The sequence below is a fragment of the Streptomyces sp. NPDC058678 genome (genome assembly GCF_042714835.1).
Taxonomy (GTDB): domain Bacteria; phylum Actinomycetota; class Actinomycetes; order Streptomycetales; family Streptomycetaceae; genus Streptomyces.
In genome coordinates, this window is the sequence record NZ_JBHXSG010000006.1 from 8,633 (window position 1) to 29,170 (window position 20,538).

25 protein-coding genes and 1 riboswitch are annotated in these 20,538 nt (G+C 69.2%); of the genes, 13 read left to right on the forward strand and 12 right to left on the reverse strand.

Annotated elements, in window-relative coordinates:
* Positions 1-376: 376 nt before the first annotated feature.
* From ACFWWR_RS08130 to rlmN, 4 genes are all read right to left on the reverse strand, one after another.
* Positions 377-1,408 (reverse strand): ABC transporter ATP-binding protein, encoded by a 1,032-nt coding sequence (locus ACFWWR_RS08130; protein WP_383861261.1) that lies wholly within the window; start codon positions 1,406-1,408, stop codon positions 377-379.
* 17 nt (positions 1,409-1,425) lie between these two features.
* Complete coding sequence (locus ACFWWR_RS08135; RefSeq protein WP_384302538.1) at positions 1,426-3,099, reverse strand: ABC transporter permease; 1,674 nt, start codon at positions 3,097-3,099, stop codon at positions 1,426-1,428.
* Positions 3,075-4,154, reverse strand: a complete 1,080-nt coding sequence (locus ACFWWR_RS08140; RefSeq protein ID WP_383861255.1) for a thiamine ABC transporter substrate binding subunit — start codon at positions 4,152-4,154, stop codon at positions 3,075-3,077. Before ACFWWR_RS08140 ends, ACFWWR_RS08135 begins: the two co-directional genes overlap by 25 nt.
* 86 nt (positions 4,155-4,240) lie before the next feature.
* A riboswitch (TPP riboswitch) is annotated at positions 4,241-4,346 on the reverse strand.
* Positions 4,347-4,370: 24 nt separating this feature from the next.
* Positions 4,371-5,477: a 23S rRNA (adenine(2503)-C(2))-methyltransferase RlmN gene (rlmN, locus tag ACFWWR_RS08145; protein WP_383861252.1), complete on the reverse strand. Its 1,107-nt coding sequence runs from the start codon at positions 5,475-5,477 to the stop codon at positions 4,371-4,373.
* Positions 5,478-5,977: 500 nt separating this feature from the next.
* Between rlmN and ACFWWR_RS08150 the strand changes: the two genes are divergently transcribed.
* Positions 5,978-6,445, forward strand: coding sequence for an SPW repeat protein (locus ACFWWR_RS08150; protein WP_384302540.1), 468 nt, complete (start codon positions 5,978-5,980; stop codon positions 6,443-6,445).
* Between the two features lie 894 nt (positions 6,446-7,339).
* Here ACFWWR_RS08150 and ACFWWR_RS08155 read toward each other — a convergent pair.
* The 4 genes from ACFWWR_RS08155 to ACFWWR_RS08170 form a co-directional block, all read right to left on the reverse strand.
* Entirely contained in the window at positions 7,340-7,825 is a 486-nt protein-coding gene (locus ACFWWR_RS08155) for an NUDIX domain-containing protein (RefSeq protein WP_384302542.1), read from the reverse strand.
* Between the two features lie 18 nt (positions 7,826-7,843).
* Entirely contained in the window at positions 7,844-8,251 is a 408-nt protein-coding gene (locus tag ACFWWR_RS08160; RefSeq protein ID WP_384302544.1) for a hypothetical protein, read from the reverse strand.
* 513 nt (positions 8,252-8,764) lie between these two features.
* Entirely contained in the window at positions 8,765-9,055 is a 291-nt protein-coding gene (locus ACFWWR_RS08165) for a helix-turn-helix domain-containing protein (RefSeq protein WP_384302546.1), read from the reverse strand.
* A gap of 251 nt (positions 9,056-9,306) precedes the next feature.
* Positions 9,307-9,678, reverse strand: a complete 372-nt coding sequence (locus ACFWWR_RS08170; RefSeq protein ID WP_062043675.1) for a winged helix-turn-helix domain-containing protein — start codon at positions 9,676-9,678, stop codon at positions 9,307-9,309.
* 150 nt (positions 9,679-9,828) lie between these two features.
* Between ACFWWR_RS08170 and ACFWWR_RS08175 the strand changes: the two genes are divergently transcribed.
* From ACFWWR_RS08175 to ACFWWR_RS08230, 12 genes are all read left to right on the forward strand, one after another.
* Positions 9,829-10,182, forward strand: a complete 354-nt coding sequence (locus ACFWWR_RS08175; protein WP_062043671.1) for a hypothetical protein — start codon at positions 9,829-9,831, stop codon at positions 10,180-10,182.
* Between the two features lie 2 nt (positions 10,183-10,184).
* Positions 10,185-11,540 (forward strand): FtsK/SpoIIIE domain-containing protein, encoded by a 1,356-nt coding sequence (locus ACFWWR_RS08180; RefSeq protein WP_384302548.1) that lies wholly within the window; start codon positions 10,185-10,187, stop codon positions 11,538-11,540.
* A gap of 82 nt (positions 11,541-11,622) precedes the next feature.
* Complete coding sequence (locus ACFWWR_RS08185; RefSeq protein ID WP_384302550.1) at positions 11,623-11,826, forward strand: hypothetical protein; 204 nt, start codon at positions 11,623-11,625, stop codon at positions 11,824-11,826.
* Entirely contained in the window at positions 11,826-12,512 is a 687-nt protein-coding gene (locus ACFWWR_RS08190) for a DUF2637 domain-containing protein (protein WP_384302552.1), read from the forward strand. The genes ACFWWR_RS08185 and ACFWWR_RS08190 overlap by 1 nt, the downstream gene beginning before the upstream one ends.
* A 19-nt stretch (positions 12,513-12,531) precedes the next feature.
* Positions 12,532-12,723, forward strand: coding sequence for a mobile element transfer protein (locus ACFWWR_RS08195; protein WP_046708309.1), 192 nt, complete (start codon positions 12,532-12,534; stop codon positions 12,721-12,723).
* 13 nt (positions 12,724-12,736) lie between these two features.
* The gene (locus ACFWWR_RS08200) at positions 12,737-12,892 is read left to right on the forward strand and encodes a hypothetical protein (RefSeq protein ID WP_093746058.1); all 156 of its coding nucleotides are present in this window, start codon (positions 12,737-12,739) and stop codon (positions 12,890-12,892) included.
* A gap of 12 nt (positions 12,893-12,904) precedes the next feature.
* Positions 12,905-13,228 carry a SpdD-like protein gene (locus tag ACFWWR_RS08205; protein ID WP_384302555.1) on the forward strand — a complete coding sequence of 108 codons (324 nt, stop codon included), beginning with the start codon at positions 12,905-12,907 and terminating at the stop codon, positions 13,226-13,228.
* A gap of 89 nt (positions 13,229-13,317) precedes the next feature.
* Complete coding sequence (locus ACFWWR_RS08210; protein ID WP_384302557.1) at positions 13,318-13,509, forward strand: hypothetical protein; 192 nt, start codon at positions 13,318-13,320, stop codon at positions 13,507-13,509.
* The gene (gene repSA, locus ACFWWR_RS08215; RefSeq protein ID WP_384302559.1) at positions 13,502-14,878 is read left to right on the forward strand and encodes a replication initiator protein RepSA; all 1,377 of its coding nucleotides are present in this window, start codon (positions 13,502-13,504) and stop codon (positions 14,876-14,878) included. The genes ACFWWR_RS08210 and repSA overlap by 8 nt, the downstream gene beginning before the upstream one ends.
* A gap of 1 nt (position 14,879) precedes the next feature.
* On the forward strand, positions 14,880-15,077 hold the full coding sequence (locus tag ACFWWR_RS08220) for a helix-turn-helix transcriptional regulator (protein WP_384302561.1): 198 nt from the start codon (positions 14,880-14,882) through the stop codon (positions 15,075-15,077).
* The gene (locus tag ACFWWR_RS08225) at positions 15,077-16,312 is read left to right on the forward strand and encodes a tyrosine-type recombinase/integrase (RefSeq protein WP_384302563.1); all 1,236 of its coding nucleotides are present in this window, start codon (positions 15,077-15,079) and stop codon (positions 16,310-16,312) included. Before ACFWWR_RS08220 ends, ACFWWR_RS08225 begins: the two co-directional genes overlap by 1 nt.
* 55 nt (positions 16,313-16,367) lie before the next feature.
* Entirely contained in the window at positions 16,368-16,814 is a 447-nt protein-coding gene (locus ACFWWR_RS08230) for a hypothetical protein (protein WP_384302565.1), read from the forward strand.
* Between the two features lie 383 nt (positions 16,815-17,197).
* Here the strand turns inward: ACFWWR_RS08230 and ACFWWR_RS08235 are convergent, their stop codons facing one another.
* The 4 genes from ACFWWR_RS08235 to pyrH form a co-directional block, all read right to left on the reverse strand.
* Entirely contained in the window at positions 17,198-17,647 is a 450-nt protein-coding gene (locus ACFWWR_RS08235; protein ID WP_383861249.1) for an SRPBCC family protein, read from the reverse strand.
* Positions 17,648-17,781: 134 nt separating this feature from the next.
* A complete protein-coding gene (locus ACFWWR_RS08240; RefSeq protein ID WP_383861246.1) occupies positions 17,782-18,996 on the reverse strand; it encodes a phosphatidate cytidylyltransferase in 1,215 nt (404 codons plus the stop codon).
* On the reverse strand, positions 18,996-19,553 hold the full coding sequence (gene frr / locus ACFWWR_RS08245) for a ribosome recycling factor (RefSeq protein WP_250074558.1): 558 nt from the start codon (positions 19,551-19,553) through the stop codon (positions 18,996-18,998). The genes ACFWWR_RS08240 and frr overlap by 1 nt, the downstream gene beginning before the upstream one ends.
* 130 nt (positions 19,554-19,683) lie before the next feature.
* Complete coding sequence (gene pyrH, locus ACFWWR_RS08250; RefSeq protein ID WP_217234642.1) at positions 19,684-20,442, reverse strand: UMP kinase; 759 nt, start codon at positions 20,440-20,442, stop codon at positions 19,684-19,686.
* Positions 20,443-20,538: the final 96 nt, after the last annotated feature.

Genomic DNA, 20,538 nt, shown 5'->3' on the forward strand with positions numbered 1-20,538 from the left:
TCCGGCCGCCGCCCCGGGGTAACGACATCCCCCGGGTGCCCCGCCCGCAACCCCCCGTGCCCCGACCCCAACCACCGTTGGGGCGGGCCCACCGCCGTGTCACGGGCCCCCGGCCCCCATCCCCCATCCCCCCGCGCTGCGACGCGCAACGGCGGGCAGCCATGCACGCACGCGTAACGGCGGGCAGTCGCGCACGCACACCTAGCCGCGGGCAGTCGCGCACGCACACCTAGCTGCGGGCAGTCGTGCCGCTGGGGCGGCACGGGTGGGCGCAGCGGCACCCCGCAAGCGCGGGCAAGCGAAACCCACCCGCCGCCGACCCCGACGCCGTTCACCACGCAAGCCGGCAGATGCCAGATGCGGCCCCACTCACGCGTCAGCCGAGCACGACGATCTCACCCGCATCGAACTCCACCCCGACCACGTCCCCCACCCCCGGCGCCACCCGCAACGCACACGCCGCCTCCAGCCGAGGCGCCCCCTCCTCCGGCTGCAGATGTACGGCGACATGCGTGCCCTTGAACGTCCGCGCGACCACGCCACACCGCAGCCCCTCGTCCGCACGCACCAGCCGTACGCCCGCAGGCCGCACCAACAGGGACCGCACCCCCTGCGCAGCCCCCGCGGGGACCGGCACCTTGCCCCACGCCGTGTCCGCGGCCTCCCCCGCGACCGTGCCCTCGACCACGTTCTCGAAGCCCAGGAAGCGGGCCACGAACTCGTCCGCCGGCCGCTGCCACACGTCAAGAGGCGTACCGGACTGGGCGATCCGCCCGTCCCGCATCACCACGACCCGGTCGGCGAGCGCGAAGGCCTCGCCCTGGTCGTGGGTCACCGCGAGCACGGTGGTGCCCAACCGACCGAAGAGCTCCCGCAGTTCGACGACCAGCCGCTCCCGCAGCGACCGGTCGAGCTGCCCGAGCGGCTCGTCCAGCATCAGCAGCCGCGGCCGCGGCGCGAGCGCCCGGGCCAGTGCCACCCGCTGCTGCTCACCCCCGGACAGCGAGGCGACGGCACGGCGCCCAGCGCCCGGGAGGCCCACCAGGTCGAGCAACTCCCGTACCCGCTCCCCCTGTTGTTCTTTGGACACCCCGCGCCCTGCGTGCATCCGCAGCCCGAACCCGACGTTGCCGCCCACGTCCCGCTGCGGGAACAGCTGATGGTCCTGGAACATCAACCCGACCCCGCGTTTGTGCGCGGGCACACCCGCCTGGTCGCGTCCGTCGAGCAGCACCCGCCCGCCGTCGGGGGGTTGGAGGCCCGCCACCACCCGCAACAGCGTCGACTTGCCGCTGCCGCTGGGCCCGAGCACGCACACGATCTCGTGCTCGGCGACATCGAGGTCGACCCCGTCCAGGACGGCCCGCCCGCCGAACCGTACGGTCGCGTCCTCAAGACTCAGCAGCATCCAGAACTCCCCGGCATCTAGAACTCCCCGGTCCGGTCGGTCCGCAGCCGCTCAAGGACCAGCAGGGCCACCGCGCACACGATCATCAGAATCGTCGAAAGGGCCATCGCCTGGCCGTAGTTGAGCTCCCCGGCCCGCCCGAGCAGCCGCGCCACGGCGACCGGCAGGGTCGGGTTGTCGGGCCGCGCGATGAACACCGTCGCCCCGAACTCCCCGAGCGACACCGCGAAGGCGAACCCCGCCGCGATCAGCAGAGCCCGCCGCACCATCGGCAGGTCCACCTCCCGCCACACCCGCCACGGCGACGCCCCGAGCACGGCCGCCGCCTCCCGCAGCCGTACGTCCACCGCCCGCAGCACGGGCAGCATGGTCCGCACGACGAAGGGGACCCCGACCAGCGCCTGCGCGAGCGGCACCAGGATCCACGAGGACCGCAGGTCCAGCGGCGGCTCGTCGAGCGCGATCAGGAACCCGAACCCGACGGTCACCGCGGACACCCCGAGCGGCAGCATCAGCAGCGCGTCGAACCCGCGCACGAACCGGCCCGCGTCCCGGCGGGTGAGCGCCACGGCGGCCAGGCCGCCGACCAGCACGGCGATGGCGGTGGCCACGACGGCGTACTGCAGCGAATTGCCGATCGCCTCGATCGGCGGCACCAGGAAGAGCCCGCCGTCGTCGCTTGTCAGCGCCCGGTAGTAGGCGAAGTCCGGGGCGTCGAGGGACCGCTGCACCAGCACGGCGAGCGGCAGCAGAAGCAGGACGACGACGGAGGCGAGGACGCCGGCCAGCAACGCCCACTGGCCGGCCCCGCACGGCCGGCGCGCCGTCACGGACGCGTCCACCAGCCGCAGGGCGGTCTCCCGCCGCCGTACGGTCCACGCGTGCAGGGCGAGGATCGCGCCCACCGCCAGGAACTGGATCAGCGTCAGCACGGCGGCCGTGGACAGGTCGAAGATCTCGGACGTCTGCCGGTAGATCTCCACTTCCAGCGTCGAGAAGGTGGGCCCGCCGAGGATCTGCACCACACCGAAGGAGGTGAAGGTGAAGAGGAACACCATGAGCGCGGCGGCGGCCACGGCGGGCGCGAGCGCGGGCAGCGTGACCTTCCGCCAGGCCGCGAGCCGGGACGCGCCGAGCATCCGCGCGGCCTCCTCCTGCCGCGGGTCCAGCTGTCCCCAGAGCCCGCCGACGGTCCGTACGACCACCGCGTAGTTGAAGAAGACGTGCGCCAGCAGGATCGCCCACACGGTGGTGTCCAGGCGTACGCCCCACAGCTCGTCCAACAGTCCGCCACGCCCGACGAGCGCCAGGAACGCCGTACCGACGACGACCGTCGGCAGCACGAAGGGCACGGTGACGACGGCCCGCAGGACCTGCTTGCCGGGGAAGTCGAAGCGGGCGAAGACATACGCGCCGGGCAGCGCGATCAGCAGGGTGAGCGCGGTGGAGGCCAGCGCCTGCCAGGTCGTGAACCACAGCACGTGCCGGACGTCGGACTGCCCGAGCACGTCCATGATCCGGCCGAGGTGCCACACCCCGTCGACCTTGAGGCCGCGTACGACGATCGCGGCGACGGGGTAGGCGAAGAAGACCGCGAAGAACGCGACGGGCACGGCGATGAGGCCGAGCCGCGCCGCCGCGCTCTTCCCGGGTCCCTTGCGCGGGGCTACTTCAGTACGAGCGAGGTCCACGACTTGACCCACTGGTCACGGTGGTCGGCGATCGCGGCCGGGTCCATGGTCTCGGGATCCTTCGCCTGCGGGCCGTACTTCGTGAACTCGACCGGCACCCGCGCGCCCTCCCGCACCGGGTAGACGAACATGTTCAGCGGCATGTCCTCCTGGAACTCCTTGCTCAGCAGGAAGTCGAGGAGCGCCTTGCCGCCCTTGGTGTTCGCGGCGTTGCTCAGCAGGCCCGCGTACTCGACCTGGCGGAAGCAGGTGCCGGCCGCGACACCGGTGGGCGCGGTCGTCGGCTTCGGATCGGCGTAGATGACCTCGGCGGGCGGCGAGGAGGCGTACGAGACGACCAGCGGCCGGTCGGCCTTGGCCTTCTTGCCGCCGGCGGAACCGGAGAACTCCTCGTTGTAGGCCTGCTCCCAGCCGTCGACGACCTTCACGCCGTTGGCCTTGAGCTTCGTCCAGTAGTCCGTCCAGCCGTCGTCGCCGTACTTGGCCGCCGTGCCGAGGAGGAATCCCAGCCCCGGGGAGGAGGTGGAGGCGTTCTCGGTGACGAGGAGGTTCTTGTACGTGGGCTTGATCAGGTCGTCGAACGAGGTGGGCGGGGTCAGCTTGTGCTTGCTGAAGTACGCCTTGTCGTAGTTGACACAGATGTCGCCGGTGTCGATGGGAGTGACCCGGTGCTTGTCCTGGTCGGCCCGGTACGCGGGGGCGACCTGGTCGGAGCCCTTCGCCTCGTACGACTGGAAGAGCCCGTTGTCGAGGGCCCGCGACAGCAGGGTGTTGTCGACGCCGAAGAAGACGTCGCCCTGCGGGTTGTCCTTGGTCAGGATGGCCTTGTTGACGGCCTGCCCGGCGTCGCCGTCCTTGAGGACCTTGACCTGGTAGCCGGACTGCTTCTCGAAGTCCGCGAGGACGCTCTTCGAGACGGCCCACGAGTCGTGGCTGACGAGGGTCACGGTCTTGGAGTCCCCGCCGTCACCTGTGCTGTCGGAGGACCCGCACGCGGAGAGCGTGACAAGGCCGAGTCCCACGGCCAGGGCCGTGGCGTTCCTGGTGATGCTCACTGAATTCCTCCTGGGGTGACCAGGAAGAGACGCGGCCCTGCCCGGACGCCCCGGAGGATCCGGGACGTCCGGGCAGGGCGCAACAGCTCGAGTAGTGACCGAACTTCCTACCCAGAATGACCTGGGCGAGGTTCAGAGGGTCTGCGGCCGGTGCCGCACTCTCAGCGCTGTGGCGCTCCCCTGTCGGAATATGAAGATGTACGTACGGACGTCACACTACCGTTCGGTCGCGGCGAGCTGACCACACGCCCCGTCGATCTCCTGTCCACGGGTGTCCCGGACGGTGACCGGCACACCATGGGCGGCGATGGCCTCGACGAACGCCTTCTCGTCCTCGGGCCTGGAGGCGGTCCACTTCGACCCGGGCGTCGGGTTCAGCGGAATGAGATTGACGTGCACGGGCTTGCCCTTGAGCATCCGCCCGAGCCGGTCACCGCGCCACGCCTGGTCGTTGATGTCCCGGATCAGCGCGTACTCGATGGACAGCCGACGCCCGGACCGCTCCGTGTACGCGAAGCCGGCGTCCAGCACCTCGCGCACCTTCCACCGCGTGTTCACGGGGACGAGGGTGTCGCGCAGCTCGTCGTCGGGGGCGTGCAGCGAGATGGCGAGCCGGCACTTGAAGCCCTCGTCGGTAAAGCGGTTGATCGCCGGGACGAGCCCGACCGTCGAGACGGTGATCCCACGCTGTGAGAGCCCGAGCCCGTCCGGCTCGGGGTCGGTGAGCCGCCGGATGGCACCGACGACCCGGTTGTAGTTGGCCAGCGGCTCGCCCATGCCCATGAAGACGATGTTGCTGAGCCGCGCCGGACCACCCGGAATCTCGCCGTCCCTGAGCGCCCGCATCCCGTCGACGATCTGGTGCACGATCTCCGCGGTGGACAGGTTCCGGTCCAGGCCCGCCTGCCCGGTGGCGCAGAACGGGCAGTTCATGCCACACCCCGCCTGAGAGCTGATGCACATGGTCACCCGGTCCGGGTAGCGCATCAGCACCGACTCGACGAGCGTCCCGTCGAACAGCCGCCACAGCGTCTTGCGGGTGGTGTCCTGGTCGGTCGACAGATGCCGGACCACCGACATCAGCTCGGGAAGCAGCGCCTCCTGAAGCCGGCCGCGGGACCCGGCCGGGATGTCGGTCCACTCCTGCGGATCGTGCGCGTACCGCGCGAAGTAGTGCTGCGAGAGCTGCTTGGCACGAAACGGCTTCTCACCAACCGCGGCCACCGCTTCCTTGCGCTCGGCGGGCGTGAGGTCGGCGAGGTGCCGCGGCGGCTTCTTGGCTCCGCGCGGGGCGACGAAAGTGAGTTCTCCGGGTGCAGGCATAACCCTTCCAGTGTCGCAGATCAACTCGGGGAGCCCAGGCCAGAGCGGGGTGGGGGTGGTCACCTGTGGGTGCCGACTGTCAGCGTTGGTCGGCTTCGCACGGCCCAGGGACGGCCCAGAAGCCCATGGTGGGTGCGCCCATGCGAGGTCAAGGCTTTGAGCTCTGCCCTCATCCTTATCAGGTCGATCACACGAGGTCGGCGACGTCGACCAACCTGCCTTGCGCCTCGGTCGATCGTCCACCGAGGTCCGGCGCCGAACGCCGCTGTTCGTGCTTGTTGGTGTCAGTCGCTGGTGTCAGTCGCTGTACGCGGTCTTGACACAGGCTCCCTTTCGGCTCAAGCGCAACAACGAGACCCTCAGGCGCTGGTGAATTGCGCCTGCAGGCCACCTCCTCCGCAGCATCTTCGTACTCAGGCGGCTCAGCGACGGTTACCCCGTCCCCGTGGGGTACCCGCTTGCACGTAGTGCGCATAACGGGCAAATTGGAGGTAATTGGAATGGCGACACAGCCCCGGTCGGACATGGCAACACATCCCGACATCCTTGCCATGCGAAACCAGCACGAGATGGCCGAGCGCGTCTCGACTACTCCGAGGGCACAGGCCGTCGAGGCCATGGCCCTGATCACAGGCCTCTACCTGGCGGCCTCACCGTGGATCGCGGGCTTCAACGAATTCTCCACCCTGGCGGTCAACAATCTCATCGTCGGCATCGCATACGCCCTGATCATGAGCGGTGGCTTCGGCCGGGCATACGAGCGGTCGCACAGCATGGCGTGGGCCGCTTGCGCGCTCAGCGTGTGGACGATCTTTGCGCCCTGGGTTGTAGCGGGCGACGTCAGCACCACCAGGACCATCGTCAACAACATCATTGTCGGCGTGATCGCGCTCATGCTGGCACTCATGGCCGCCGCAGCCGCCCGCCCCGTGGACCAGGCGTCCGGTGACCGCTCATCCCCCGCATAGGTGATCGTCCCCAACCCCTCCGAAGGTCGTGGCACTCATCACGGGTGCCACCGGCCCCGCCGACGGGACTGTCTCGCCGGCGGAACACCGATCGACGTTGAGCCGGTAGCGGCACAACGCAGAAAGGAATAGCGATGGAAGCCTCTGAACTGGAAACCAAGGTCCATACGCTGGAGACGGCTCTTGCCGTGCAAGAAGGCGTCGCACTGCTGGCGGGCATCTTCCTCGGCATGGGGATCGCCAAGCACTGACGGCCCTCTCGTCTACCGGGCTCCGCCCTTTGGTGAAGCCCTCCCTGCCCCTGTTGGGCCGTGGCCTGGCGGGGGCGGGTCGTGCGCGCAGCATCCGTCAAGGTCGGTGGAGCGGCCTCAACCACCACCCACCCCAGCTCCCATCCCGTCCGCCGTCGACCCACACACCGTGGAGCGGGCGTGGTTCATGGCGTCCAGGTGGAGCGCGCCACTGTACGAACGACCTGGACGCCATGGGCCGCGTCTGCTCGGCTCTGCCTGGGTCGACGGTGGACGGGATGGGAGCACCCCGCGCACGCCATTCACGGGCCCGCGGTCGGGAACGGCGCCCCCTCCATCCCGGTGCCGGCCGATCCCCCGCCGGAGGCATCGTCTTGACCGATGGCCGCTCTATACGGTGATCGACTCATGGCCACCGGCCCTATCCACATGTGGGCGCGCGTCGTCGGCGGCGGCAGCGCCGAGCGGGCCGAAGGCAGGAGCGCGGGCGCAGCCAGAGCCGGGAAGCGCGCCCGGCGGAGCGGAGCGCAGCCGGGTGCCTTGAATGAAGTAGAGAAAGTCTTATCCCGCTGGGATGAGGGCCTTCGGTCTCGATGAAGTAGAGAAAGTCTTATCCCGCTGGGATGAGGGCCTTCGGTCTCGGCTACGCCGCTACATCGCTCGGCGCCTGGCCATGCTCGAGGTACACCGGGGCGCTCGCCGCTCGGGCATCGATCGCCGCAAGGATGCGTCGTGCCAGCCGAGGGATCGTACGGTCCGCGATCTCGCTCGGGGCGACAAACGTGACGCTCTTCAGCTCCTCGGCCTGAGGGTGGATCTCCTCCACGGCCTCAGGGGCAAGCTCGCCGCCGTCGAACAAGTACAACACCTTGTCGCCCTCGGTAGCGCTGGGCGCCCAGTCGACGGCCAGGAGGCGGCCGAGCGTCGGCGTGATGCCGAGTTCTTCCCGTACCTCGCGGCTGGCAGCCCGAAGCGGAGACTCACCGGTCTCGACGTAGCCTCCGGGGATGTCCCAGTAGTCCTTGTACGTGGGCACCACCATGAGGACGCGCCCGCCGGCATCAAAGAAAAGCGCACCCGCTGCCATACGCGGATGCGCCATCTTCGCTTCATGCTCGTTCGCTGCCATGCAGCCGAGCGTACCCACCTAGACCACATGCAGCCGATCGGCGAGATCCGCCATGGCCCGGCTCGGTCGGCCACGCTGGTTGCGTACCCACGTGAGTACGAGTTCGCGGGCCAGGTAGTGGCTCCGTACCTGCTCCGGTGCCCAAGACTCGGCTTCAAGGATCACCGCCAAGGCGTCGTCGACACGGTTGTGTGCGCTAAGGGCACGGGCCACCTCGATGTTGTGCCGCGTCCGGCGCTCTGTCGGGAGGCTGCTGGTGTCGATACGCGGACCGAGATCGATGGCTACCTGCATGTCGCCCAGCTCGCCCGCGGTAGCCACACGGTGGATGTCGACGTTGGTCGGGCCGAAAGCGGTCCACATATGGTTCGCATCCTGCCCGAGTTGGCGGGCTGCCTGGTCGGCCTCGGCGAGGAACTCGCGCACGGTCGAGCGCTCCTCTGCCCGGGCGGCTGCTATCGAGCCAGCGAGGAAGAGCGTCCCGTAGATCGACAGGAACTCCGGGCTGGCCCCAGAGAGGCCCGGGAAGGTAGTCGGACGCATCACCGATGAGCTGTACGGCGGCGTCAAAGCGGCCGGTCGACAGGAGACAGTGACCCACGGACCGGAAGAGCGAGCCGATGACCGCCGGGTTGCCGGACTGCTGCGCCGCGCCCAATCCGCGATCGGCAGCAATCCAAGCGAGGTCCACCTCGCCCACCTTTCCGAGGACCATGGCAGCGCTCTGATACGTCAGCGCAAGCAGCTCGTTGGCCTGCTCACGCTCGCTGCCGCCGTAGGACCGCGCCGCGATAAGAGCGTCCGCCAGCACCAGGGGCAAGCGCCGGGTCGCGAAGCCATAGCGGGAAGCCTGGTAGGCATCCATGATCTCTACAACGCTGGTGCGAAGCTCGTCCAGGGGCGTGGGGTCGCCCTCGGTCGGTACCCCCAACAACGGCGTCAGTTGGCGGTAGTCATCAGCGCCGACCGAAGTGCCGGCACCGTGCGGTTGCCGCTGTCGGCGCTCCACTCCATGAGGGTCGGTTCGGCGAGCAGATCACCGAGGGACACATCAAGGGCATCGGCCAGAGTCTTGATGACCGAGAGTCGGTCGAGCTCCATGCGGTTGTTCTCAGCCCTGCTCAGCCAGTCGACCGTTCGGCCGACGAGTCCGGCCAACACTTCTTGGGACATGCCGCGCCTACGGCGGTACCAAGCGACTCGCTCACCGATCGTCAGGTTCGTCGTCATTCCTCGCATGGGAAGAGCGTCCACCCGCCTGTCTCTCTGGACCCGGAAAAAATTTCTGGGTGGAAAATTCTTCCGGGTCGGTGGGTTCTGTCGGTCCTAGCGTTGCTCACAGGCCGAGGGGCCGTCAGATCGGAAGGGCAACGAAGGGGCTGTGACCGTGCTGAGCCCGGCAGAGAAGCGAGAACTGATCAACCAGGTAAGGGGACTTGGTGAAGAGCTGGCAGAGGTTGCGCGTCGAGCGGACGCCTTGGTCATCGCCCTTGAGCCTGCTGCCGAACCAGGTCCTCCAGCTGGTCCATCCGCTCCGCAAGGCGGCGCACATCCCGACGGACCTCGGACAGGTACTCCGTGATCTGCTCAAACTCGGGGCTGCGCTTGGCGGAACCGCCCTCGCCAGGCAACGCGGCAAAGCTGCCCTTGCCTTGGTGGGAGATGGCGTAGCCGTCCTCGCGGAGACGCGAGATCGCCTGCCGGGCGACTGTGCGAGACACGGAGTGCTGCGCCATCAGGTCTGACTCTGAGGGGAGCTTGTCCCCCGGTGTGAGCTCTCCGTCGCGGATCCGGCGCTTGAAGTCGTCCGCGATCTGCAAGTACGCGGCACGTCCGGCGGTGAAGTCGGCCATAGCCCCTCTCAGTGGTTGTCGTACCTAGTGCAGCACATCCCGCTGACAGGCGTCGAGACAGCCACTTGACACACCAAGTAGTACAGGTTCATGCTCTACCTCAAGATGACGTACTAAGTACGTTAGGTTCATCGATCCCAGGAGCGCGTCATGCGTCAGATCCCCGTCGACACCTCCAACGCGACCGTGATGGTCGCCAAGGCTCCGCAGCCGAAGGTCAAGGACCGCCGCACCGGTGAGATCGCCATCGACAAGGACGGTGTCACGCTGATGACCGTGGAGGTCATGTTCTCCACGCCGGACGAGGTGGAGATCCTCAAGCTCACCGTCCCCCAGCCCGGCGTTTCCGAGGACCTGGCCATGGGTACCCCGGTCGCGCTGACGGGCCTGGTCGCCTCGGCGTGGGAGAACGAGTTCAACGGCCAGAAGCGGCACGGCATCGCCTTCCGCGCGGTCGCCGTGACCTCGCTCGCCGAGGCTGCCTCGAAGCCCAAGGCTGCCTGATCATGACCTGGTTCATGGTCGCTCTGGTGCTGGTCGTCGCTGCTGCGGGTCTCCTGCGGTGGCGGCGCCCCGCCTGGTACTGGATGACCTTCGGGGTCACCCTCGCCGCCTTGCGGGTCCTGGTCCGCTACGCCTCCGTCATGGACGCCTGCGGGCTGACTGTCCCGCCCTCGCGCTGGCGCCTTGCCCTCGCCCGGATGACCAACCGCCCGGCACCCGAGTCCCGCGCGCCGCGCATCCTGCGACTGCGGCCGACCCGGACCGGCCTGGTGCTCCGGCTTAAGCTCCGCCCCGGACAGGACGCCTTCGACGTCTCCGCCGCAACAGACCGGCTGCGCCACTCCTTCGGCCTGTACGGCGTCACTTCCCGCGAACTTCGCTCCGGTGTTGTCGAGTTGAGGATGACCGGCTATGACGTCCTCAAGCGGGTGCAGATGCCTTCCAAGACCGACCGCGCACCCATGCGGGTTCCCGTCGCCCTGCGCGAGGATGGCTCGGTCCACTACCGCGACTACCGCGCCGTCCCGCACGGTCTCACCCTCGGCGCCACGGAATCCGGGAAGTCCGTCTACCAGCGCAACCTTGTTGCAGGGCTGGCCCCGCTGGATGTCGCCTTGGTCGGTATCGACTGCAAGCAGGGCGTCGAACTCTTCCCGCTGGCCCGCCGCTTCTCCGCCCTCGCCGACAACCCTGACACCGCCCTCGACCTCCTCGAAGCGCTGGTCACCCACATGGCAGACGTCTATCAGCTGATCCGGGCCAACCAGCGGATCACGGTGGACGTTCCGGATGCCGAGATCGCCGCCGACATCTGGGACCTGCCCGCCGACATACGTCCCGTCCCGGTCGTGGTCCTGGTCGACGAGGTCGCCGAACTCGCCCTGTTCGCTTCAAAGGACGACGAGAAGCGCCGCGACCGCATCATCACCGCCCTGGTCCGCCTCGCCCAGCTCGGCCGCGCCGCCGGCATCTACCTGGAAATCTGCGGACAGCGCTTCGGCTCCGAACTCGGCAAGGGCATCGCCATGCTTCGCGCCCAGCTCACCGGCCGCACCGCCCACCGTGTCAACGACGAGACATCCGCCAACATGGCCTTCGGCGACATCTCCCCGGACGCCGTCCTCGCCGCCATTCAGATTCCCACCGACACCCCCGGCATCGCCGTCACCGGCGACGCCTCAGGCGGCTGGGCCCGCATCCGCGCCCCGCACACCTCGCTGCGCGAGGCCGTCAACATCTGCAACCGGCACGCCGACCGCGCCCCGGACCTGCCCGCCCTGGCGGCCTTCCGCCCCGCGGTTGCCCCGCTGCCCTCGGCCCGTGTGCCGCTGTCCAAAACAGCCCCCGCCACCGCCTGAGCCTCCCTGCTCCACCGGTCGGCGCGACCGCCTTCGCGCCGGGTCCCTACCCGCCCCATGCCTGCTGAAGGGAGAGCACGTCATGTGCCCCGACTGCGAAGACTTCGCCCGCACCGTGCTCCTGCTGGGCCAACTCGCCCTCTACGCCGACGTATCCGGCGCTGATCACGGCTTCATCGAGGCCGTGGGCCCGTCCCTCGCCGCGTCCCTGCCCGAGCCGTCGCCCGGTACGTTCCCGCCCGGCTACGACCCCACCGACGGCCCCGACTACCCCGGCGGCTCGTGATGGCCCGCCCCGCATTCCGCGTGGACGCCGTCCTCGTCCAGGCCGTCATCGCCGGAGCGCTGTCCTTCGCTCACCTTCACGACCTCGCCGCCGCTGCCGGACAGGACGGCTGGAAGGCCTGGGCCTACCCGGTCTCGGTGGACCTGCTCTTGGTCGTCTCTTGGCGGCGGCTGCGCAGTGAGGGCCCGTCCCGGCTGGCCTGGTGCTGGTTCGTGATCGCGCTGGTGGCCTCGCTCGGTGCCAACGTCGCGACTGCCGGACTCCTCGACCTCCAGCAGGTTCCGGCCTGGCTGCGGATCCTGGTCGCCGCCTGGCCCGCGCTGGCCTTCATGGGCGGCACGCTCCTCGCCCACTCCGCCACCGACCACCACCCGGCACCCGAAGTGCCGGCCACCGCGCCCGAGCCCGAACCGGTCGCCTCGCCCGAGCAGGAGACCCTCCCGGTCCCAGTCACCGAGGCCGAGGAAGCCCCCGCACTCCCGGCCGCCGAACCCCCGGCACCCGAGCCCGCCGCGCCTGCTGCCCCGGCTGCGCCCGCTGTCCCGGTCGCTCTGGTCGACCACGCCCGCAAGGTCGCCCACGACCACCACGCCCGCACCGGAACTCCGATCGACACCGACACCCTGCGCGCCCGTCTCGGCGTCCCGCCCCAGCTCGCCCACGCCATCGCCGCCCAACTCACCTGACCGGAAAGGACACCCCGCCATGCCTGCCCGCGACCACTTCCACTCCGTCATGCGGATCGGCCCCGTACAGATCGGCACCCACCGCGACCGCAACGGCCGCACCAAGCACGCCGCCGTGTGCACCAACGACCGCTGCGGATGGTCCGCCGACTACTCCAGCCAGAGCGCCGCACAGCTCGCCGCCCGCACCCACCGCTGCACCGCCCGCTAGGAGACCACCACCCATGGACGTCCCCCTCTGGTTCGCCCTCGCCGCCGTCGGCTACCTCGGCATCAAGCTCATCCGCCCGCCGCTCTGGCTGGTCCTGGTGCTCCTCCTCGGCGGCTACCTCATCGCCGACAGCCTCCTCGCCCCGGTCATCGACACCGCCATCAAGTAGGGAGATCCGCTGATGTTCCACCCGAAGATCCCGACCATGCCTCAGCCGACCGGCCTGATGACTCCGCCCGCCGTCGTCGAGCCGACCGCCGTCGTCCACCAGACCAGCACCCCTTCACCGGTCCCCCCGACCCCCGGTGCGGTGTCTCCCCGGCCCACCGTGCAGCTCACCCCCGGCGCGGTCGTCGCCCTCGTCGGTGGTGGGACGGCCGTGGTCCTGGTCGTCGGCGCGGTCCTGGTCTCGATGCTCCTCGCGGTCGCCATCACCGGCGCCTCGGTCGCCATCTGCGCCCTGGTCATCCGCTCGCTCATCAACACCGAGGCAAAGCACCGCTGACCGGCCCCCGGGCGGCCTCAACCGCCAAGCATCCGCCGCCCGGGAGCCCTGCCCCTACCGAACCCGAAGAGCCGGAAGGAACCCCCAGCATGACGCACCGCACCACACCATCGCCCCGCATCTGCCCCAACTGCGACGGGCACGCCTCCGCCGCCATTACCCTCGGCGGCCGCGACGCGCAGGGCAACCGGCGCACGATCACCGCGCACTGCCCGGCCTGCCACGGCACCGGCACCACCCACCGCCGCACCCGTAGCAACCGGGAGGGCGCCCGTGCCTGACCTGTTGCTCGACCCGGTCACCCTCGGCGATCTGCTGAGGGTGGCTTCGGCCGATGACTTCGACCGCTGGCAAGACCAGGTCCGCCGCACCGGCGGCTGCGCCGACCCCATCCACCTCACCGGCTGGACCCTCGCCAAGGACAAGACGACCGGCGAGACCCTGCACCACTACTCCACCGAGAACGAGCCCGGCGGACGCCTACGCGTCGCCTGCGGCAACCGCCGCGCCTCCCGCTGCCCCTCCTGCGCCTTCACCTACGCGGGCGACACCTACCACCTCATCCGAGCAGGGCTCGCCGGAGACGACCGCCGCGACATCCCCGCCACCGTCCGCGACCACCCCCGCGTCTTCGCCACTCTCACCGCACCCTCCTTCGGCCCGGTCCACAACCGCCCCGACCATGGCATCTGCCGCTGCGGCACCCATCACCCCGCAGACGACCGCACCCTAGGCACAGCACTCGACCCGGCCACCTACGACTACGCGGGAGCCGTCCTCTTCAACAACCACGCAGGCAACCTGTGGCAGCGCTTCACGACTCGCCTCCGCCGCGAGATCGCCGCCCGCGCAGGACTCACACGCCGCGAACTCGCCGACCACGCACGCATCTCGTACGGCAAGGTCGCCGAGTTCCAAAAACGCGGTGCCCTGCACTTCCACGCCGTCATCCGCATCGACGGCCCCGACGGACCCGACACCCCGCCTCCGGCCTGGGCCACCGTGCAGCTGCTCGACGACGCGATCCACGCCGCCGCCGCACACTCCTACACCTCGGTCTCGGTGCCGGCCGTTGCGGACCAGCCCGCCCGCACCTTCCGCTGGGGCACCCAGCTCGACGTCCGCCCGGTCAAGGCCTTCGGCGACGGCTCCGACATCACCGAACAGGCCGTCGCCTCCTACGTCGCCAAGTACGCCACCAAGGCCGCCGAGAACACGGGCACCCTCGACCGTCGCATCGGCGAGCTCTCCGAACTCGACCGCCACCAGGTCCCCGACCACACCCGCCGCCTGATCGAAGCCTGCAAGCTGCTCGACCCCCTCTACCCGGACCGCCGCCTCTGGGCCTGGGCCCACATGCTCGGCTTCCGCGGCCACTTCAGCTCCAAGTCCCGCCGCTACTCCACCACCCTCGGCGAGCTCCGCCAGGCCCGCGCCGACTACCGCGCCGCCCAGGAACGAGAAGCCCTCGGCCTGGACGACCGCGAGCCGGACACCGTCCTCGTCCTCGCCGACTGGCAGTACGCCGGACACGGCCACACCCCAGGCGAATCCGTCCTCGCCGTCACCATCGCCCGCGACCTCCAGCACAACCGCGAAACCGCCCGCGAAGCCCTACGCGACCAATCCGCCGACGAAAGGGAGTGGTGACATGGCCTCCGAGCTGCCGAGCCGCTTCCTGACCCCCGACGACCTGGTCGACATGTTCGAGCTGCCCAGCGTCGAGACGGTCTACCAGTGGCGCCGCAAGCGCACCGGCCCCCGCGGCTTCCGCGTCGGCCGGCACCTGCGCTTCGACCCGAACGACGTACGGGCCTGGGTCGACTCCCAGATCGGGGAGGCTGCCTGATGGCCGGTCACATCCAAGACCGCTGGTACAAGACCGAACCGGGTCCGGACGGCAAGCCGATAAGGGTCAAGACCGAGCGCTACGGCAACGGTCTCCGGTACCGGGCACGGTACGTCGGGCCGGACGGCACCGAGAAGAGCAAATCCTTCCCCGACCGTCAGAAGCGCCGGGCGGAAGAGTGGCTGTCCGAGACTGCTGCTGACATGTCCCGTGGGCAGTACGTCGACCCCAGGGCTGCCCGGACGACCTTCCAGCAGTACGCGGAACGCTGGATCGCCGGGCAGACGACTGACCTGAACACACGCATTGGAGCGGAAACCCGGCTTCGGCTGCATGCCTTCCCTCGGATCGGGGCGCGTCCGCTCGGGTCCTTCCGCCCGGTCCATATCCGCGAGTTCGTTCGCGCCCTGGAGAACGACGCGATAGGCGGCACATACGCGCGCAACATCTACGCCAACGTCCGCGCGGTGCTGTCGGCCGCCGTGGATGACGGCCACCTCGCCCGAAACCCGTGCTCGGCTGCGTCGGTCCGCCCGCCCGCCGCCTCCACCGCCCGGGTCGTGCCCTGGCTTCCGTCCCAGGTGCGTGCGGTCCGCGACGCGCTGCCCGAGCGTTACCGAGCCATGGTCGACGTAGGTAGCGGCTGCGGCCTCCGCCAAGGCGAGATCATCGGCCTGGCCGAAGACTCTTTTCAGCTCGGCGGCGACACACTTCGGGTCACCACTCAGGTCAAGCTGATCCGTGGCGTCGCCGTCTTCGCGCCGCCCAAGGGCAACAAGGAACGGGACGTACCGCTGCCGTCCTCGGTTGCCTCCGCCCTACAGCGGCACATCCAGAGTCACCCGCCCGTCGCAATCAAGCTGCCCTGGATGAGGCCGGACGGCCCCCTCACCGAGCGGCGCCTGATCTTCACGAACACAGTCGGCGGGATCGTCTGGCGGAGCAACTTCAACGTCCACGAGTGGAAGCGTGCTCTTGCCGCGGCCGGCCTCATCGCGACGCCGGAATCCGGGAAGCCGTACGCCTCCGCCCGGCAGCACGGGATGCACGCCCTTCGCCACTTCTACGCCTCGGTCCTCCTCGATGCGGGCGAGAGCATCAAGGCCGTGAGCGAGTACCTCGGTCACGCCGATCCGGCGATGACGCTGCGGGTGTACGCCCACCTGATGCCCAGCAGTAGCGAGCGAGCCCGCCGGGCCCTGGATGGTGTCTTCGGCGACGATGTATCCCCGTAAGCCGATCCCTGCGGGCATGCATACGGTGTGTGAGCGTCTGGGAATAATGCCGACTATGGGCGCATGGGGGACGCTACTCGCAACCGTGGTCGGTGCCGCGATTGCGCTGGTGGGACAGCATCTCGTGAAACGGGCTGAGAACAAGGCGCGCATCTCCGAACTGCTGTTGGAGCAGTGCGCTTTGGTGGCGGCTACGGCTTCAGACTTCCAGAACCGAGTTTGGGAGGAACGGGTTCTCCATATGGAAGGACGCGTCAGCGGGTGGGACCTGTCGGCTCACAAGCTCGCATGCGCGCGCATCCAGATTCTGTCCAGGGATCAAGCCCTGCTCTCGGCGCTGAGCGAGCTGAACAAGGCTGGTGAGAACCTTGGCATCCACTGGCGACGAGGGAACGTCGATGACGACGAGTGCGCCAGACTCTGGGAACGGCATCGGGCAGTCAAGGCAGAGTTCATCGCAGCCAGCAGTGGAGCGATTCGCCGTCGCCTAACCCAGGGATGAGCCTGTCAGACGGCCCGGAGACGGCCCACCAGGCATAAGACAGCCCCCTACTGGCGACAACATCGCTGGTGGGGGGCTTCTTCGCGCCCAGAGAACATCAGTTCTCCGAGTGCAGGCATAACCCTTCCAGTGTCGCAGATCAAGTCTGCTGGCCCAGGCCGGAGCGGAGTGGGGGCGGTCACCCTGTGTGCTGCCCGCTGTCGGCCTCGCACGGCCTGGGGCCGGTCGAAGGGCACCTCGGCGGGGAGCCGCACCCCCGCCGCCCGCCCTGGTCGATCAGCTCGCCGCCCCACTGACATGGCAGATCACCGAGATACCCGCCGTCGTCAGCCAGCCGCGCCCGCCCCAGGGCCGGACGGTGACGGATCGCCCACCAGCCCGGGCTATGCCGTCGGGCGCTCCAGCCGGTTCTTGAGCAGCTGCTCGTCGCGCGGCAGCTCCTTGCGTATCTGTGGGCGGGCGACGAGCGGGACGAGGACCTTGCCGAGGCCGTGGCCTTCGAAGTCGATGTCGATCGTCACGCGGGAGCGTCGCCCGTCGTCGAGCGGTTCGATCACGCCGTGGACGCGCGGCCGGACGGGACCGTCGACACCGTGCAGACCCCAGCGGTGCGGCGGGACGTGCTCGTCGAACTCCACGGTCATCGGCATCTCTCGGCTGCCGATACGCCGGGTGACCCGGACCCGGGAGCCCTCGTGCAGCGGACCCTCGTCGAGCCGCTGTGCGGAAACCGCGCTCAGCTGCCATTCCGGCAGGTGAGAGGGGTCCGTGACATACGCGTAGACGTCGTCGGGACTGCGGTCGACGTCGATCACTTCTCGGACGGCGGACATGGCGCCCTCCTTCCAGAGTGAACCCCTTTGAGGGCTTACACCGGAATCGTCCCACTCGACGGCCGGAGTGGCCATCGCCCGGAACGCGAGGAGCCCTCGCCGAAGCGAGGGCCCCACGAGAAGACGTCCGACGGTCAGCCGGAGCCGACGAAGATCACCATCAGCAGCCACACCACGGGAGCCGTCGGCAGGAGCGAGTCCAAACGGTCCATGATGCCGCCGTGACCGGGGAGCAGGGTGCCCATGTCCTTGATGCCCAGGTCCCGCTTGATCATCGACTCGCCGAGGTCGCCCAGCGTGGCGCTGGCCGCAACCGCGAAGCCCAGCACCACGCCCTGCCACCAGGTGCCGTCGTCGATCAGGAACTCCATGGACAGCGCGCCCGCCACCATGGCGAAGCTCAGCGCCCCGAGCAGGCCCTCGCGGGTCTTGCCGGGGCTGATGCGCGGGGCGAGCTTGTGCTTGCCGAAACGCCAGCCGATGGCGTACGCCCCGGTGTCGCTGACGACGGTCAGGAGCAGGAACGTCAGGACGCGACGCGGACCGTCGTCGGCGGTGAGCATCATGGCGACGAACGTCGCCAGGAACGGGACGTAGAAGGCCGCGAAGACGCCCGCGGTGACGTCTCTGAGGTAGCCCTCCGGCGGTTCCGTCATCCGCCAGACCAGGACGGCCAGCGCGGTGAGCGCCATCGCGACCCACGCGCCCTCGGCACCCCGGACGTACCCGGAGACGACCATGGCCGCGCCGCCGAGCGCGAGCGGGACGAGGGGCGCCTTGATGCCCTTGCGCTCCTCGAGCCGCTTGGTCAGCTCCCACACGCCGACCACGACGGCGACCGCTATCACGCCGACGAAGACGGCCTTGACGACGAACAGCGACGCGACGATCACCACGCCCAGCCCGACGCCGACCCCTATGGCCGCACTGAGGTCACGTCCCGCGCTCTTCTTCTGCGGCGCGGACGCCGGCTGCGAGGAGTCGGGCATGGGCTCCGGATTCTGCGGCGCCGTCCCGTAGGACGACGTCTGCGGCATGTCGTAAGGGCCGTAGGCCGGGGCCTGCGGCGGGTCGTACGGCCGCGACTGCCGTACGTCGTACGGCGGTTGCGGCGCCTGGTCGCGGAACAAGGGGCCGCTCAGCCGAGCGGCCCCCCGGTCGTCATCCTGGTCTCCGCCATGTGCGGGTACGTCGGGCACGACGGGCATGGGGCGTGTCTGCTGCGCGTCATGCGCATCGTACGTGGGACCCGCCGGGTCGGCCCCCTGGGCAGGCCCCTGGTCGGTGGGCCCCCAGTACCCGGCAGGTGGCCCGGCTTGTGGCGGAGAGCCCCAGGAAGAGTCGTTCATCAGACCTCGAGCAGCTCCGCTTCCTTGTGCTTGAGGAGCTCGTCCACCTGGGCGACGTACTTGTGCGTGGTGTCGTCGAGCTCCTTCTCCGCACGACGGCCCTCGTCCTCACCGACGTCGCCGTCCTTGACGAGCTTGTCGATGGCGTCCTTGGCCTTGCGGCGCACCGAGCGGATGGAGACCTTGCTGTCCTCGGCCTTGCTCCGGGCGACCTTGATGTAGTCCCTGCGGCGCTCCTCCGTGAGCTCGGGGAACACCACCCGGATGATGTTGCCGTCGTTGCTCGGGTTGACGCCCAGGTCGGAGTCGCGGATCGCCTGCTCGATGTTGCGCAGCGCGCTCTTGTCGAACGGGGTCACGACCGCCATGCGCGGCTCCGGCACGGAGAACGAAGCCAGCTGGTTGATCGGCGTCGGCGCGCCGTAGTAGTCGGCCACGATCTTGTTGAACATCGCCGGGTGCGCACGGCCGGTGCGGATCGCGGCGAAGTCCTCCTTGGCGACCACGACGGCCTTCTCCATCTTCTCCTCGGCCTCGAGGAGGGTCTCTTCGATCACCACTTGCTCCTGCGTGTCTTGAGTAGGCCCGGCTGCGGTTCCTTGTGAGGGCGGCGGCCGGCTGCGTCGCGTCTTCTTCCTGCACGGTTCCCGACCGGCAGGACATTGTCCATCCCTCCGGTCGGGGGCATCAGCCCTGGCTGACTTGGTCACCCACCAGCGTGCCGATCTTCTCACCCTTGACGGCGCGCGCGATATTGCCCTCGGCGAGAAGCTCGAACACCAGGATCGGGAGCTTGTTGTCGCGGCACAGCGTGACGGCGGTGGCGTCGGCGACCTTGAGGTCTCGCGTGATGACCTCGCCGTAGCCGAGGGCGTCGAACTTGACCGCGTCGGGGTTGGTCTTCGGGTCGGAGTCGTAGACCCCGTCCACGCCGTTCTTGCCCATCAGGAGCGCCTCGGCGTCGATCTCCAGGGCCCGCTGGGCGGCGGTGGTGTCGGTCGAGAAGTACGGCATGCCCATACCGGCGCCGAAAATGACCACGCGGCCCTTCTCCAGGTGCCGGATGGCGCGCAGCGGGATGTACGGCTCGGCGACCTGACCCATGGTGATGGCGGTCTGCACCCGGGACTGGATGCCCTCCTTCTCCAGGAAGTCCTGGAGGGCGAGGCAGTTCATGACCGTGCCGAGCATGCCCATGTAGTCGGACCGGGCGCGGTCCATGCCACGCTGCTGGAGTTCGGCACCACGGAAGAAGTTGCCGCCGCCGATGACTACGGCGATCTCCGCGCCGTCCCGCACGACCGCCGCGATCTCACGGGCGATCTTGTGCACCACGTCGGGGTCGACGCCCAGGCCCCCGCCACCGGCGAACGCCTCTCCGGACAGCTTCAGCAGAAACCGCCCGCGTACTTTGCCGTCGTCGCTCTTCTGGGGCTTGGTGGTCATGGCGTTCTCCTCATGGTGCACATACGAGGAGGCCATTGCCGGTGGGGTGTCGTTCGCAACCCATGCGCGGCAATGGCCTCCTCGTCAGATCTGCTG

Coding starts and splice junctions, on each gene's coding strand:
- ACFWWR_RS08220 (WP_384302561.1), top strand. CDS start 14,880: ATGGCCTCCGAGCTGCCGAGCCGCTTCCTGACCCCCGACGACCTGGTC.
- ACFWWR_RS08225 (WP_384302563.1), top strand. CDS start 15,077: ATGGCCGGTCACATCCAAGACCGCTGGTACAAGACCGAACCGGGTCCG.
- ACFWWR_RS08150 (WP_384302540.1), top strand. CDS start 5,978: ATGGCGACACAGCCCCGGTCGGACATGGCAACACATCCCGACATCCTT.
- ACFWWR_RS08235 (WP_383861249.1), bottom strand. CDS start 17,647: ATGTCCGCCGTCCGAGAAGTGATCGACGTCGACCGCAGTCCCGACGAC.
- ACFWWR_RS08155 (WP_384302542.1), bottom strand. CDS start 7,825: ATGGCAGCGAACGAGCATGAAGCGAAGATGGCGCATCCGCGTATGGCA.
- ACFWWR_RS08170 (WP_062043675.1), bottom strand. CDS start 9,678: ATGGCCGACTTCACCGCCGGACGTGCCGCGTACTTGCAGATCGCGGAC.
- ACFWWR_RS08205 (WP_384302555.1), top strand. CDS start 12,905: ATGTTCCACCCGAAGATCCCGACCATGCCTCAGCCGACCGGCCTGATG.
- rlmN (WP_383861252.1), bottom strand. CDS start 5,477: ATGCCTGCACCCGGAGAACTCACTTTCGTCGCCCCGCGCGGAGCCAAG.
- ACFWWR_RS08240 (WP_383861246.1), bottom strand. CDS start 18,996: ATGAACGACTCTTCCTGGGGCTCTCCGCCACAAGCCGGGCCACCTGCC.
- pyrH (WP_217234642.1), bottom strand. CDS start 20,442: ATGACCACCAAGCCCCAGAAGAGCGACGACGGCAAAGTACGCGGGCGG.
- ACFWWR_RS08210 (WP_384302557.1), top strand. CDS start 13,318: ATGACGCACCGCACCACACCATCGCCCCGCATCTGCCCCAACTGCGAC.
- ACFWWR_RS08165 (WP_384302546.1), bottom strand. CDS start 9,055: ATGACGACGAACCTGACGATCGGTGAGCGAGTCGCTTGGTACCGCCGT.
- ACFWWR_RS08200 (WP_093746058.1), top strand. CDS start 12,737: ATGGACGTCCCCCTCTGGTTCGCCCTCGCCGCCGTCGGCTACCTCGGC.
- ACFWWR_RS08175 (WP_062043671.1), top strand. CDS start 9,829: ATGCGTCAGATCCCCGTCGACACCTCCAACGCGACCGTGATGGTCGCC.
- ACFWWR_RS08130 (WP_383861261.1), bottom strand. CDS start 1,408: ATGCTGCTGAGTCTTGAGGACGCGACCGTACGGTTCGGCGGGCGGGCC.
- ACFWWR_RS08180 (WP_384302548.1), top strand. CDS start 10,185: ATGACCTGGTTCATGGTCGCTCTGGTGCTGGTCGTCGCTGCTGCGGGT.
- ACFWWR_RS08195 (WP_046708309.1), top strand. CDS start 12,532: ATGCCTGCCCGCGACCACTTCCACTCCGTCATGCGGATCGGCCCCGTA.
- ACFWWR_RS08230 (WP_384302565.1), top strand. CDS start 16,368: ATGGGCGCATGGGGGACGCTACTCGCAACCGTGGTCGGTGCCGCGATT.
- ACFWWR_RS08185 (WP_384302550.1), top strand. CDS start 11,623: ATGTGCCCCGACTGCGAAGACTTCGCCCGCACCGTGCTCCTGCTGGGC.
- ACFWWR_RS08190 (WP_384302552.1), top strand. CDS start 11,826: ATGGCCCGCCCCGCATTCCGCGTGGACGCCGTCCTCGTCCAGGCCGTC.